The sequence below is a fragment of the Sorangium sp. So ce375 genome, from assembly GCF_051473855.1.
Lineage (GTDB): Bacteria > Myxococcota_A > Polyangia > Polyangiales > Polyangiaceae > Sorangium.
This window is the reverse complement of the sequence record NZ_CP150335.1, coordinates 11,998,853-12,012,118: the sequence shown is the minus strand read 5'-3', so window position 1 is coordinate 12,012,118 and position 13,266 is coordinate 11,998,853. Positions and strand designations below refer to the sequence as shown.

The following is a 13,266-nucleotide window of genomic DNA, read 5'->3' as shown; positions in this document are numbered from 1 at the left end:
CACCTTCACGCCGGGGCCAGCGTGCGGGAGGATGTGGCGCGGAATTGCCGCGCATCCCGCTCACCGATGCGCTCCATTTCCTTGAGCCATGCCGCTCGTTGCTCGGGGGTCCGGGTCTTCTGATCGAAGAAGGTGGTCTCGCGGACGGGCCCGAAGCCGACGAAGCGCAATGTCGCGTTGACGAACGAGGTATGGACGGAGCGCCAGTGCCAGAAACGGTACCACCAGCCCGGGCTATCCATCGTGGTCACGACGCGGGCGCTGCGGCCGGCGAGCAGCCCCTCGGGCAACGCGCTCCGCTTTCGATAGGCGAACGACCATCCCGGCAAGAAGGTGCGATCGATGAAGCCCTTGACGAGCGCGGGTGGCCCTGCCCACCAGGTGGGAAAGAACCACGCCACGTGGGTCGCGCGCTCGATGGTGGTCTGAGCTTGGCGGAGATCGGGCTCGAGCTCCTGTTTACCGCTGAAGCCAGCGCGCAAGTGCGGATCGAAGGTGAGCGAGCGCAGCGTCAGGTACTCGACGCGGGCTCCGCCTCGTTCGAGGCCGCTGGCGTAGGCCCGAGCGAGCGCGTCGCTCAGGCTGTCTGGGGCTGGGTGACCTTGGATGACGAGGTGCATGCGTCGATCTTGGCCATGCAACAGCGTCTGGGTAGACGGATCGGAGCAGGCGTGCCATGCGTGGATGCATGGCACGCTCACCCGCTTCCCCGCCCGCGCGCAGGCCGCTCGCGGATCTGGATTGGGCCGATCTGCGCCTCTTCCTGGAGGTGGCGCGCGCCGGCAGCTTCTCGGCGGCCGCACGCAAGCTCGGCGTCGAGCAATCGACGGTGAGCCGGCGCATGGCGACCTTCGAGCGAACGCTCCGGGTGGCGGTCTTCGACCGGCTGCCGGGGGGCTCCATGCTCACGCCGCTCGGCGAGCAGCTCTGTCGCCACGTCGAGTCGATGGAGGCCGGCGCCGACCAGTTCGTGCGCGAGGCCAGCGGCCACGAGAGAGAGGCCGAGGGGCTGGTCCGCCTTGCGCTCACCGAGTCGATCGCCGTGCACGGCGTCATCCCGCGCGTGCTCCCGGCGCTCGCCGAGAAGCACCCGCGCGTCTCGCTCCACCTGCTGACGAGCTACGAGGTGGCCGATCTGGGCCACCGTGAGGCCGAGATCGCCGTGCGCTTCTTCCGACCGAAGAGCGGCGATCTGGTGGCCGCGCGCGTCGTCACGTTGCCCACGGTGCCTATCGCCCACCGCAGGCTCTCGAAGAAGGGCCGCGACGAGCTCGACTGGGTCGGCGTCGATCTGGGCCGCGCCCCGACCGTCGAGGACGACTACCAGAAGCGGTATGTCCGAAAGGCCCCGAAGCTCATCGTGAGCAGCTACATCGCCCAGATCGAGGCCGTGCGAGCGGGGCTCGGCGCCGCGGTCTTGCCGTGCAGCGCGCTCGATCTGGACGACGATCTGGTGGAGCTCGACCTGGGCCTGCCCGCGGGTCCCGTGCTCGAGCTCTGGCTCGTCACGCCGCGCAGCCTGCGCCAGGTGCCGCGCATCGCCGCCGTGTGGAGCGCCCTCGAAGAGCACCTCCAGTTCTTGAAAGCGCCGCGACGCGCGCGGGCGCGCTTGCGCTCGCGGTGAGCCGCGTCGTCGGTGCAGGTGGAGCCCCCCGAGCAGGTCACGGGGCTCATTGGACCCGAGACCCGCCCGCGAGGTAGCCTGTCCGGAGGCGAGCTTCCGCATCGGGAACCTGGGGAAGAAAGGGGCAGAGCCATGCTGGACAGGATCTGGGATCGCCATCGCGCCGCCGGGCTCGACGCAGCGGCGGCCGCTGTCGCCACGCCGTCGCCGGAAGGCCTTTGCTACCTCGCGATGCTGGCGTTCTCCGGCGAGCGCTACGCGGACGCCGCAGCCTTCGCCGCCCGCGCCGCGGAGGCCTCGCCGGGAGACATCCTGTTCCAGGCGGCCGCGGCGCACCTCGCGCGGGTCGCCCGGGAGGGGAAGCGCAATGTCTACGTGTCCGCGGAGGGGTTCGCCGCCTTCATCCGCGGCGGCGGCAATGTGCCGCTCTACCGGGCGACCAGCGCGGCGCTCGCCAGCGAGTACCCGGAGGCGCCGTTCGATCTGCTCGATATCGGCGCCGGCGATGGACTGGCACTCCTGCCCGCGCTCACGCCGGCGGTGCGGCGGGTGACCGTGGCGGAGCCGGCGGCGCCGCTGCTCGAGCGTTGCGCCGCAGCGCTCTCCGCGCGAGGGGCCGACGTCGAGGCCTTCGGCGGGCGGCTCCAGGATCTCGCCGCCGACCCAGGCATGGCGCCGCGGCGCTGGGCGGTGGCGCAGGCGACCTTCTGCCTGCACGCGATCGCTCCGGCCGAGAGGCCGGCGCTGCTCCGCTGGGCGCGCGCGCACTGCGATCTGCTGCTCGTCGCCGAGTTCGACGCGCCGCGCATGGACGAGCCGCTCTCGCCGGAGATCGCGCGGCACGTGCTCGCGCGCTACCGTGAAGGGCTGGCCGAGTACGCTGGCGCCGATCTCGACACGGTCGCGCAGGGCTTCCTGATGCCGGTGCTCTTCGGCTATGTGGACCGCGGCGCCACCCGCACCACGTTCGAGCACCCCATCGACGACTGGGCGGCGCTGCTGCACGAGGCCGGCTTCGCGCGCGTCGACCGCCGGCTGCTCCATCGCTATTGGTGGGCGCCGGCCTGGATGCTGGCGGCGCGCTGAGGCGCCTGGCCAGCTGGGCTCTCACAGGGCCTCTTGTGCCAGAACGGGCCAGCTCTTCTCCGGATGTCAGGGTCCGGGGGCGCCCCGCGCTCTGCGGCTCGGTCGCTCCGCGCGTTTCGCCTCGGAAATCGACGAGCCCGCGATCGGGGCCGGCGCGGCACGGCCGATGCTGGACGGGGCGGCATGCAGCGAACCCTCCGAACCTGCGCTCCGCTCTTCGTCCTGTCTCTGGCCGCGATCCTCGGTTGCGAGACGTCCACCGATCCCAACACCGACTCGAACCCCGACCTCGGGGGCGAGGAGTGTACCGACGCCGACACGCCCATCTGCGTCATCGCCTCGGACAAGCAGCGCATCTCGAGCCCGGACATCCCCGCGGAGGACAAGACCGCGCTCGTCTCGGGCAACTCCGCGTTCGCGCTCGACCTCTACCAGCAGCTGCGCCAGGAGCCCGGCAACGTCTTCTACTCGCCCTACAGCATCTCGACGGCGCTCGCGATGACGTGGGCCGGCGCGAAGGGCGAGACCGAGACGGCCATGGCCGACACGCTGCACTTCGACCTCGGACAGGACAAGCTCCATCCGGCGTTCAACTGGATCGACCAGGAGCTCGAGAGCCGCGGTCAGGGCGCCCAGGGCGCCGACGGAGAGGGCTTCCGCCTCAACGTCGTGAACGCCCTCTGGGGGCAGATCGGCTACTCGTTCGAGGCGCCCTTCCTGGACACGCTCGGGCTGAACTACGGCGCTGGAATGCGCGTCGTGGACTTCGTGGGCCACCGGCAGGAATCGGTCGATCTCATCAACGGCTGGGTCAGCGACCAGACAGAGGGCAAGATCGAAAAGCTGCTGCCCGTCGAGGCGATCACCGCCGATACGGTGCTCGTGCTCACGAACGCCATCTACTTCAACGCGGCGTGGCGCACCCCGTTCGAGCCCACCGCGACAGAGGACGGCCCGTTCGAGACGGCGGATGGGACCGAGGTCACGGTGCCCCTGATGCACGCCAGCCTGGAGATGCCCTACGCCGAGGGCGACGGCTACCAGGCGGTCGCGATGCCCTACGACGGGAACGAGCTGTCGATGGTGCTGATCCTCCCGGCAAAGGGCACGATCGACGCGTTCGAGGCGTCGCTCGACGCGGCGAAGGTCGACGGCATCGCCGGCGCGATGAGCGAGCACCTTGTCGACACCACGATGCCCAAGTTCAAGTTCGAGTACGAGCTGAGCCTCAAGAAGACGCTGGAGGCGATGGGGATGGAGATCGCGTTCAAGTCCGGGGCCGCGGACTTCACCGGCATCAACTCCGGCGGACGGCCCTACATCCAGGACGTCATCCACAAGGCGTTCGTCGGCGTGAACGAGGCCGGCACCGAGGCGGCGGCGGCGACCGCGGTCATCGTCGGCGACGAGTCGGCGCCCCAGCCGGCGTCGCTCGCGCTCGTGAATCCCTTCCTGTTCCTCATCCGCGACAACGCGACGGGCAGCATCCTGTTCGTCGGCCGCGTCGCCGATCCCAGCGCGAGCTGAGCTGCTGAGGCCGGTTCCGCGATGGATCCGGACGTCCCGACGAAGCCGCGATGAAGTCGGTCGCTCGGCGCCTCGCTAGCAAGGCGCTCGAGGGCCGCCGGGTTGAATGTTAGGCCTCGCCACGCTGAGCACAGCGCGCCACGGCCGAGGGCGCCGGCGTAGGTCGAGGGTCCGCCTTCACGCCAAACGCCGCAATGGTGAACACCGACATGATGGCGCCGAAGACATCGAGCCTCATGAAGACCGCGATTCCGACGTGCAATCCGACCGTGGCTGCCACCCAGAGTCGCCCGGTCCGACGTGGCCAGATGAAGAACGGGTACCCGATCTCCACGAGCAGCACGATCCACCCCGCGGCCACGGCGATCCAGGCGTGGCGAGCGAGCCATGAAAAATCGAACCGCCGGTACTCGGGCAGCATGAGCGATCGCCACATCGCGTCGCCATCCCACCACGCTCGGCCCAACGCCTTTTCCACACCACTCGAGAGGTAGACGAGACAGAGGTGCAGCTGCACCACCCGCAGCGCGAGGCGCGCTGTCGCGCTCGGCTCGGGCGGCGCTCGCCCGGAGGCGCGATCGAGCGACAGCGCGGCTCCAGAAGGCATGAATATGAGGTAGAACAAGAAGATGTTCGCGAACTGATCTGCTCCGTAGTTCGTCCTTTCGGCGGTCATCATTAACGTGAGGTGCACGAGCCACGCGCACGCCGCGGAGAGCCTCGTCCTCCAGCCGAACAGGAGGCCAGCCAGCGACAGCACGTAGAGCACGCCCACGCCAGCGATCACCGCGCTCTCACCGATCCCGAAGCGCGAAAATGCATTCACGAGATGGCCGATCCGGGGGAAGCCGCTCGCGCCAGCCCCGTCGAGGATCTGTCCCTGCACGATGCCCGAACGCCCGTACAGCTCGTAAGCGATGGGCGCGATCAGCGCCGCCTGCATCAAGAGGACCGACGCGAGCCCTATCCGGAGCGCTGCCAGGGGCCGCGCCGACGCGGGCGCGAAGACGAATCGCCCGATCGAGCCCCACGAGCGGGCAGCTGCCTCTCCAGCATTCGGCAGGAACAGGGAATGGGTCCGCTGCCTCATGGCGTCGCTTCTTTGTTGATCTCGCCGGCAGCGAGCTGCGCCTTCAGATTGAACTTGGCCTGATATTCGACATGCCACCGCGGCTCTTTACCCTCACGGTACTCCGCCATCGAGGGCAAATCGTAAATTTCGAGTCGGACAACGACGCTGTCCGCCTCTGGATGCTTGGCGAACACCTTCGCTGCCCAGGACGCAACCAGGGAGCGCCTTACGGCCGGGTCCTGCTCATCCCAGTACATACCGACGATATTCTTGACGCGGATGTCCGCTTCGCGGCTCGCTCCCGTCTCCAGCACCTCGGTCGTCAGCGTTCCGGCGCGATCCCGGACCTGGAACGTGGCCCAGAGCAGGGGCCCGACGCTCGGAGCGAAGAAGGAGTACGCGCTGCTAGCCCCCGAGAACGCGCCATAATAGCCCACCGCGCGTTCCGCCCAGCCTCCGTAGGGCAAGCGCACGTGCAGCACACCCAACACGATCACCAGCCCGAGGTGGATCGCAGCAGCGGGAAGCAGGAAAAGAGCGCGCTTTTCCATGTCTCCTTTTTCCTCCATGGAGCTCACCCCCGCGGAGCCATACTGCGCGCGGCGTGCCACCCGCTTTCGCCACCCAAGTTTCCAATGCCTCGTCATCGGGCCGCGGTTCAGTCTGACGTCGGACGGCGACGCGCGACGTACGATGTCTTCGCGCGAATCGCCCGTAACATTCGCCTCCGCGCTCGGCAAAGCAGACCCGGAATTCCGGTGATGGCCTCGCCCAAATCCGCAGCCATCACGGGCGGGGCCATACCCATCCTAGCGCCAATAGGGACGATAATGACCGATCGCCGGTCGGTAGTAGCCGACAGCCGGACGGTAATAGCCGACGGCCGGTCGGTAGACGCTACGGTCGTTGTCGGGCGAAGTTGGCGTCGAGGTCTCCTCGATGAGATTCAGGTTATCGATTGGCACCGTGTTGGCCGCAGAAGCAAGCGCAGAAATCCCGCAAATTCCTGCGCTGGTGGCGATAAGGGCAAGAATTTTCACATGATTCATGTATCGGATCCTTTCCTCTTCGGTCGCGCCCGCAGGCGCGACGTCGCGTGACGTTGCGCCCACGGGCACGACGGTGCGCCCACGACGAGGCAGGGGACGGGCCGAGTTCGACCGGCGCGGCAGGTGGCAGGCGGATGATCGCGGCGCGCAACTCATTCCGGACATGTGGGTCGGCCAGGTGAAGGTGAGCAACGCGTGAGCAGCGTGCTGAGGCATCGCAGCATCAGCGGCGTTACAGCCATTCCTGGAAGCCAAGAACCTATCGCAGCAGGAGCATCTGGGATCAGGGGAGACGATGTTCGGGAACATGCAGAGATCCTGGTGAGGCGGCTCGACATCGGCGCGTGACGCGGCAGCCGCGGCAGATGAAGCGCCTCTGGGCCGATTGCCATCCTGGTCAACAACGCAGGGGGCGGTTCTCTGAGTGTTTTCGAGGGCACCTCGATGGAGACGGTCCGCGCACCTTCGAGACGAAGACCCTCGGTACGACGGCCGGAACCCACGCGATGCGAAGGCCGATCCCCATGATCTCCGTGTACATCGAGCCCACCGCGACGGAGACGTCGTCCACAACGCGCTCATCGGCGTGGACGAGGCCGGCACCGGGCGGCGGCGATCGTGGTCATCGTCGGCGACCAACCGGCGTCGCTCGTGCTTGTGGATTTCTTCCTGTTCCTCATCCGCGACAATGCGAGGGCAGAATCCTGTCGTCAGCCGTATCGCCGACCCCAGCGCGAGCTGGCCCGCTGAGCCTGGTGCCGCGGCAAACGCGGACGCATCCGGTGAAACCCGATGAAGCCGGTCGCTCGGCGCCTCGCACCTCGATGGCCCTTGCGGGGGACGGCGCCTGCTCCTCGGCCCATGCGGTGAGAGCCGCGAGGGTCACCTTCCGGGCGCGGTAGGCCTCATCGTGCGGGCGCGATCGCGCTCGCCCCTCCTCTACCGCCCGCGGCCCGAGCAGCCGACCGATGGCCTTGTGAACGACCGGGGCGGCTATCGACGGCGTCTTCGGTCGGGTGGCGAAGGCCGCGCGGTGGTCGACGGTCGTTTATGGCGGCGTGGGGAGCCAGTGTGGGGTCAGGACGCGCCTAATGCTCGCACTAATGCTGACACTCGGCGTTGCTAGTGAGGCATGGCGACGCCAGCCGGCGACTCCTCTTCTTCGGGTGCGTCGCCCGCTTCGGCGCGACGAACCTCGTCCTCGAAGGCGAGCATCAGCAGAGGCCTCAGCCGCTCGAGGTCCTTCAGGCCGCTGACGTATACGCGGCTCTTCCCGACGTTTTCGCTCGGCACGTCGACCTCAAATCCGGGCGCGAGCAGCGCTGCTCTGTCGGCGGGGACTTTGGTAACCACGGACTTGCGCTTGCCATCGAAGAACAGGCGAACGAACCACTTTTTCGTGTTCCCGATGTTGATGCCGAAGTAGTTAACCGCGTCTCGGTAGTGAACCTGGGCCTTGCTGGCCGCTGGAGAGTCGGCGCATATGCGACGAACGACCTCGTAGGCGTCCAACTCCTCTTGGGTCGTGACGACGCCTTTCCCGGCCTCCGGAGCTGAGTCTCTTGAAGGCGGCGCAACCTGCGGGGGTGGTTGCGGCGGGGGCGGGGGCGGGGGCGGCGCGGCCGCTGCTACGTCCTGCGTCTCTTGCCTGATCGATCTGGTGGCCATGTCGAGCAGGGTCGTCTGGATAGCTTTGCGTACGATCGGGATGAATTTTTCGACGCGCTTCGCCGTGAGCTTGCCGGTCGTGATGTTCAACTCGCCGAGAATGAAGCGCGTGAACTCTTCTGTCGGGTTGCGGAGCACGTCGTTGATGTAGGCCGTCATTCGCCCGGTGAAGATGATATCCTCCGCGCGCGTTCGCACGGTGCCAGCGTCGAAGTTGTCCTTGGAGAACGCATCGAGCGTTTCGACGTCTCTCTCCGCGAATTCGAGCACATTGAACTCGAAGAACGGGCGCTCGCCCATAATGTTAGGTTCTTCAAGATCGGTGAAAAACATGTATCGAACGCCATTCGTGACAACCGCCACCTTGACGGACGGAGTCGAGTTAAAATATCGTGACAGCTGGCCGCTGTGCGTGTTCGGCTCTGCATCGGACGGCTTGCACTCGATGAACATCACCGGCACGCCATTGATGTAGATCGCGTAGTCGACCTTCTCGAACTGACCGTTGCTCTTCTTCTTGGCGAAGTCGGCCACATACTCAGGGCGAACCTCCGTCGGATCGAACACGTCGTAGCCAAGTGCGCCAAGAAATGGCATCACGAGAGCGTTCTTGGTCGCTTCTTCGCCGATCGTGTTTGGGAGCCTCTTCCGAACTTGCTCCGCGAGACGCCGCATGTTGTCAATAAGCGCCATCGTTGCCTCCTGCTCCAGCCGAGCCATACCTGGCTAGGAAGCCTGTAAGGCTACGCTCTCGACGAGATGCCAGTCAACGGCGCGGTCTCGGGACAACAGTCGCCGTCGCGGTGGTAAAAGGTATTACCTGGGTTCCCTTCTCCGCTTGCGCACGGGCCGAACCAGCGGCTCCGCGCGTGCGTCCTCCCGCTCGACCTGGCGCTCGCCGGCGGCTGCGCCGTATCGATCCATGGGTTCGGCCGCGCGGAGGACGGACGCCTCGGCGGTGGTGGCATAGGGGCGGGGGCTGTGGGGCGGGTAGGTGCGGCTCGGCGCCGAACACCGGCCAGCATGCCTCGTCGACGAAGATGGCCGACACAATTTCCCATCATTGCGAGGCTCCTAGCCCTATGAGGAAGGGCGACGTCGCGAGCCTCCCGCCCCGGAGACCGCGTGAATCTGGACAGGCCGACCCCTGGGTCTCTACGCGGCTGGTCGCCCCCAGCTCACGAAGGGCTTCCCTCCACGCGCTCCGGGGAGGGCGTCCCCTCCGGCTCCTCCCCGCCTGCGCCATCGCCGCTCCCGCCGCCGTCGCTCTCCCCACGCCTGTCCGACTCACTCTCCTTCCTCGGTCGGCCCGAGTTCGGCCGGCCCGCGGCGAACAACGACGGGAACCGCTCCTGCACGCGCGCGTTGCGCCGCCACAGCCACAGCGCCGCCGCCCGCACCTCGTCGTAGCGCCGGCAGAGCAGCGTCCAGACCCGCACGTACCGGCCGTAGGCCTCCCGCGCCTCCGGCGTCATCGCCGTCGAGCGCCGCTGGACCATCACCCCGGCCAGCTCCCGCGCGCGCGCCGCGTCGCCGGCCCGGTAGAGCTTCCTGTCGCCCTTCACCACATCGGCGCGCAGCTCGTAGATCCGCGCGTATCCGAGCAGGTCGTTCGCGAGGTCGCTGTGCCCGGTGCCGGGCCGCAGGCGATCGAGCTCCGGCTTGATCGCCGGGTCGTCCGAGAGGTGATACTCGCATAGCGCCTGCATGCGCCCCTCGATCTCCATCGCCTCTCCGACGAGCTCGGCTGGCGGCCGCGCGTCCGTCGTGAGCGCGCCGGCGGCGCGGGCCTCGGCCAGCGCATGGAGCGCGGCGAAGCACACGAGCTCCAGCCCGTCGAGCTGCGTGATGTCGAAGTGCTCCCGGGGCAACCGCGCGAAGTGCGCGCGAACGTCGGGTGAGGACACGAATCCGACGACGCCGAGGGCCGCATACGTGGCCGCCTCGACATCCAGCCTCACGGTCACGAGGTCGGCCTCGACGAGGCGGTCGAGCTCTGGAGCGAGCGCCTCGAGCGCCCTCTTGCCGGCCAGAGGAGTGTAGATGGGCGAGGGATACGTCGCCTCTCCAGCCGGCATGGCGGCCGCGGAGCGCTCCTTCGACTTGGTCACAGCAGGCATATCTCTCCTCCTGAAGTCTCCTCGAAAAGGGAGTCTGTCGGTTGCGTCCGACCCGGGCCGTCGCCTCGCCGCGCAAGCAGCGCGAGCGAACGATGGACCAGGGCCGCCGGGACCGAGCACGCCGCGCGAAGGGGATCCGTCGCCCGGCGTCCTTCCGTCCCGTCGAGGAGGTAAATCGGGAGGGCGACCCCGATCGGGTCACGAAAATCGACCAGGGCCTGTCGTTTCTTTGTTTCTGCGTCCGGCAGGCGGCCCTGCACAGCCGGAGATCCACCGACACGAGAAAGAGACACCTGCAAGGCTCTCGGTAGCCGCCGGGTCGAGCCTCGACTCACCCCGGTGGCTACCCAGAGTCTCCGTGGAGAGCTCGAGCTCTGGCCGGAAGCTCTCGACAGCCTCGGAGCAGAGTTTCAGCTTTCCCGGCAGCTCCCGGCAGCCTCCGGGCAGAGCTCGAGCTCTGGCCGGAAGCTCTCGACAGCCTCGGGGCAGAGTTTCAGCTTTCACGGCAGCTCCCGGCAGCCTCCGGGCAGAGCTCGAGCTCTGGCCGGAAGCTCTCGACAGCCTCGGGGCAGAGTTTCAGCTTTCCCGGCAGCTCCCGGCAGCCTCCGGGCAGAGCTCGAGCTCTGCCGGAGGCTCTCGACAATCTCGGGGCAGGGTCTCAGCCTTCCCGGCGGCTTCCGGCAGCCTCCGCCCTGAAGTTTACCTCCTGCCTGGCCGGCCATGACACATCGCAATCGCGAGCTACCGCACGGCGTCGCGGTCTTGCGCCGCTCAGGCATCCACGAAGCCATCAGGAGGGCCGTACTATCCCCCTTGAGTCCGCCCTGAATGCTCGACGAATGTACCTCCGATCCGCGGTCCTTCAGGAGCCCGTTCGCTGATTGACCGGCGCAGGGTGGTGTTGATACGGTCCGCAACCGTCAGCGGATACACGAGTTGGTCGACGTGGGAGGGGAAACCGATGAAACTCGTGCCGAGCCTCTTGCTCGCTTTGCTCACCTGCGGCTGCTCGATCCCGACGACCGCGACGAGCTGCGACGCCGGATCGCAGCGCTACCGCCGGCCGAGATGTCGCTCATGAAGCGGACGATCATGAACGTCAAGGCGATGAACTGGCTGCGCGGGAAATAGGAAGGCGATCAGATGGGCAAGCTCCAGTGCCGCTACCAGGCTGGTGGCCAGTGGAGCAAATGGACCGACCAGGAACCCACGTACACCGTCGCCGACGCTCGCGGTCCCGCCACTTCGGTTCGCCGCGCCACACTTCTTCGCGCAGCGATCCGGCTTCTTTTACCTGCGCGCTCCGCGAGGACCGCGGCAACGTCACGAAGGTCGCCCAGCAGATGGGCAAGGATCGGACGCAGATCTACCGCTGGATCCGCAGGTACCGGATCAGCGTCACCGGAGTACGGCATGAGTCATGACGCAAGATCGCCCGAGGGGCTCGAGGGGCTCGAGCTCGCCGAGCTGGTCCGGGACGCCGCGCCGCTCCGGCTCCCCGCCCACGTCTCGGCGCGGCTCGCCGGCGCGGCCGCGCTCCACGGCTGCGCGCTCGCGTGGCTCGACGCCTCGGCCGTGCTCGCCGATCTCCGGGCCGCGCTGCCCGACGCGCTGCCGCCCGGCGCGAGCGCCGTCGGCGTCGTCGCCACCCCACGCGACGATCGCGCCGGCCTCGTGCGCGGCGGCCGCGCCGCCTGCCGCGCCTGGATCGAGGCCGTCTCGCTCGGGCTCGCCGTGCAGCCCGTGCCGTCGCTCGACGCCGCGGTCCTCGATGCGCAGCGCCTCCGCCCCGACGGCGCGATCGTCGCCGCGCTCGCGTTCGGCGCCGCGGCCTGAGCGCTCAGCGCTTGTAGAGGACGAGCGGCAGCGACACGAAGTTCAGGGTCGCGAACGCCACGCGCTGCCGCACCGCCGGCTCGGCGCCGAGCTCGACGCGCGCGTATCGATCGAGCATGGCGTTCAGCGCGATGCGCGCCTCGGTCTTCGCCAGCGCCGCGCCGAGGCAGAAGTGGATCCCCGATCCGAACGCCAGGCCCTCGGAGGTCGGCCGGTCCACCCGGAAGGTGTCCGGATCCGAGAACACCGCCGGGTCCCGGTTCGCCGCGCCGTACACCACGTCGACGAGGCTGCCCTCCGGGATCGTGGCCCCGCCGATCTCGACCGTCCGCCGCGCCACGCGCGTGAGCCGCTGCGTCGGGCTCGCGTAGCGCAGCGTCTCCGTCAGGATCGGCTCGACGAGGCCGCGGTCCTCGCGGGCGCGGCGCCAGAGCTCCGGCTCTTGCGCGAGGATGTGCAGGCAGTTGCCGATCAGGCCGGTCGTCGTCTCGTTGCCCGCGACGAGGAGGGTCATGCAGAAGCCGACCGCCTCGGCGTCGTTGAGCCGGGCGCCCTCGATCTCGGCCTCGACCAGCGCGGCGATCAGGTCGTCCGTGTGCTTCGCCCGCCGGGCCGCGACCTCCCGGCCCAGGAAGGCGTGCAGCTCGCCGATCCGCTGCCTGCGCTCCTCGGCCGGGATCCCGGCGTAGCCGATCGTCGCCTCCGACCAGTGGCGGAAGGTGACCGCCTGGTCGGACGGGATGCCGAGCAGCGCGCAGATCACGCGCATCGGCAGCGGCCGCGCGAGCCCGTCCAGGATCTCGGTCGGGCCCTCGCCGAGCTTGTCGACCAGCTCGCCGGCCACGCGGACCAGCCACGGCTCGAGATCGGAGACGCGCCGGGGCGAGAACGCCTTGCTCACGAGGCGGCGGAGGAGCGTGTGGCGCGGCGGGTCGTCGTGGAGCAGCGTGAACCGCGGCACCATCGTCATGACCGACGGCGTGTTGGACGAGAACGCCTCCGGATCGCGGACCGCGGCGAGGATGTCGGCGTACTTGAGCAGCCCCCAGGCGTAGATCGGCTTGTCGATGCCGGGCCCGGCCCCGGCCGGGATCCGCTTGAAGTACACCGGCGGGCCGTCGCGGAAGGCGCGATAGAGCGGATAGGGATCGGCGAGGAACTCCGTCGAGCCGAGGTCGTCGGGGACGTATGCGCGCGAGCTGTCCATCGTTGTCTCCCGTTGTCTCCATGAGCCTGGATGACCTGCGACGTCCAGGTCTGGTCCACTGTCCGGCGCTCGGCCAT

At 68.3% G+C, this 13,266-nt stretch carries 12 protein-coding genes; 5 read left to right on the top strand and 7 right to left on the bottom strand.

Annotation, left to right across the window (positions count from 1 at the left end; translation table 11 throughout):
- Nucleotides 1-5 precede the first annotated feature (5 nt).
- Nucleotides 6-620 (bottom strand): NAD(P)H-dependent oxidoreductase, encoded by a 615-nt coding sequence (locus tag WME90_RS44665; protein WP_437278207.1) that lies wholly within the window; start codon nucleotides 618-620, stop codon nucleotides 6-8.
- A 68-nt stretch (nucleotides 621-688) separates the two neighbouring features.
- Here WME90_RS44665 and WME90_RS44660 point away from each other — a divergent pair, with 68 nt between their 5' ends.
- From WME90_RS44660 to WME90_RS44650, 3 genes are all read left to right on the top strand, one after another.
- The gene (locus WME90_RS44660; protein WP_437278206.1) at nucleotides 689-1,624 is read left to right on the top strand and encodes a LysR family transcriptional regulator; all 936 of its coding nucleotides are present in this window, start codon (nucleotides 689-691) and stop codon (nucleotides 1,622-1,624) included.
- A gap of 132 nt (nucleotides 1,625-1,756) precedes the next feature.
- A complete protein-coding gene (locus WME90_RS44655; RefSeq protein WP_437278205.1) occupies nucleotides 1,757-2,710 on the top strand; it encodes a class I SAM-dependent methyltransferase in 954 nt (317 codons plus the stop codon).
- 183 nt (nucleotides 2,711-2,893) lie between these two features.
- Nucleotides 2,894-4,237, top strand: a complete 1,344-nt coding sequence (locus WME90_RS44650; RefSeq protein WP_437278204.1) for a serpin family protein — start codon at nucleotides 2,894-2,896, stop codon at nucleotides 4,235-4,237.
- Nucleotides 4,238-4,346: 109 nt separating this feature from the next.
- Here the strand turns inward: WME90_RS44650 and WME90_RS44645 are convergent, their stop codons facing one another.
- The 5 genes from WME90_RS44645 to WME90_RS44625 all read right to left on the bottom strand — a co-directional run bounded on the left by WME90_RS44645 (nucleotide 4,347) and on the right by WME90_RS44625 (nucleotide 10,146).
- Nucleotides 4,347-5,327: an HTTM domain-containing protein gene (locus WME90_RS44645; protein WP_437278203.1), complete on the bottom strand. Its 981-nt coding sequence runs from the start codon at nucleotides 5,325-5,327 to the stop codon at nucleotides 4,347-4,349.
- Nucleotides 5,324-5,878, bottom strand: a complete 555-nt coding sequence (locus WME90_RS44640) for a hypothetical protein (RefSeq protein WP_437283739.1) — start codon at nucleotides 5,876-5,878, stop codon at nucleotides 5,324-5,326. Before WME90_RS44640 ends, WME90_RS44645 begins: the two co-directional genes overlap by 4 nt.
- 240 nt (nucleotides 5,879-6,118) lie before the next feature.
- The gene (locus WME90_RS44635) at nucleotides 6,119-6,358 is read right to left on the bottom strand and encodes a hypothetical protein (RefSeq protein ID WP_437278202.1); all 240 of its coding nucleotides are present in this window, start codon (nucleotides 6,356-6,358) and stop codon (nucleotides 6,119-6,121) included.
- Nucleotides 6,359-7,480: 1,122 nt separating this feature from the next.
- A complete protein-coding gene (locus tag WME90_RS44630; protein ID WP_437278201.1) occupies nucleotides 7,481-8,719 on the bottom strand; it encodes a type I restriction endonuclease in 1,239 nt (412 codons plus the stop codon).
- 485 nt (nucleotides 8,720-9,204) lie between these two features.
- Nucleotides 9,205-10,146 (bottom strand): hypothetical protein, encoded by a 942-nt coding sequence (locus WME90_RS44625; protein WP_437278200.1) that lies wholly within the window; start codon nucleotides 10,144-10,146, stop codon nucleotides 9,205-9,207.
- A gap of 936 nt (nucleotides 10,147-11,082) precedes the next feature.
- Between WME90_RS44625 and WME90_RS44620 the strand changes: the two genes are divergently transcribed.
- The gene (locus WME90_RS44620) at nucleotides 11,083-11,277 is read left to right on the top strand and encodes a hypothetical protein (protein WP_437278199.1); all 195 of its coding nucleotides are present in this window, start codon (nucleotides 11,083-11,085) and stop codon (nucleotides 11,275-11,277) included.
- 282 nt (nucleotides 11,278-11,559) lie between these two features.
- On the top strand, nucleotides 11,560-11,982 hold the full coding sequence (locus WME90_RS44615) for a hypothetical protein (protein ID WP_437278198.1): 423 nt from the start codon (nucleotides 11,560-11,562) through the stop codon (nucleotides 11,980-11,982).
- Between the two features lie 4 nt (nucleotides 11,983-11,986).
- Here WME90_RS44615 and WME90_RS44610 read toward each other — a convergent pair whose 3' ends face one another.
- On the bottom strand, nucleotides 11,987-13,189 hold the full coding sequence (locus tag WME90_RS44610; protein WP_437278197.1) for a cytochrome P450: 1,203 nt from the start codon (nucleotides 13,187-13,189) through the stop codon (nucleotides 11,987-11,989).
- Nucleotides 13,190-13,266: the final 77 nt, after the last annotated feature.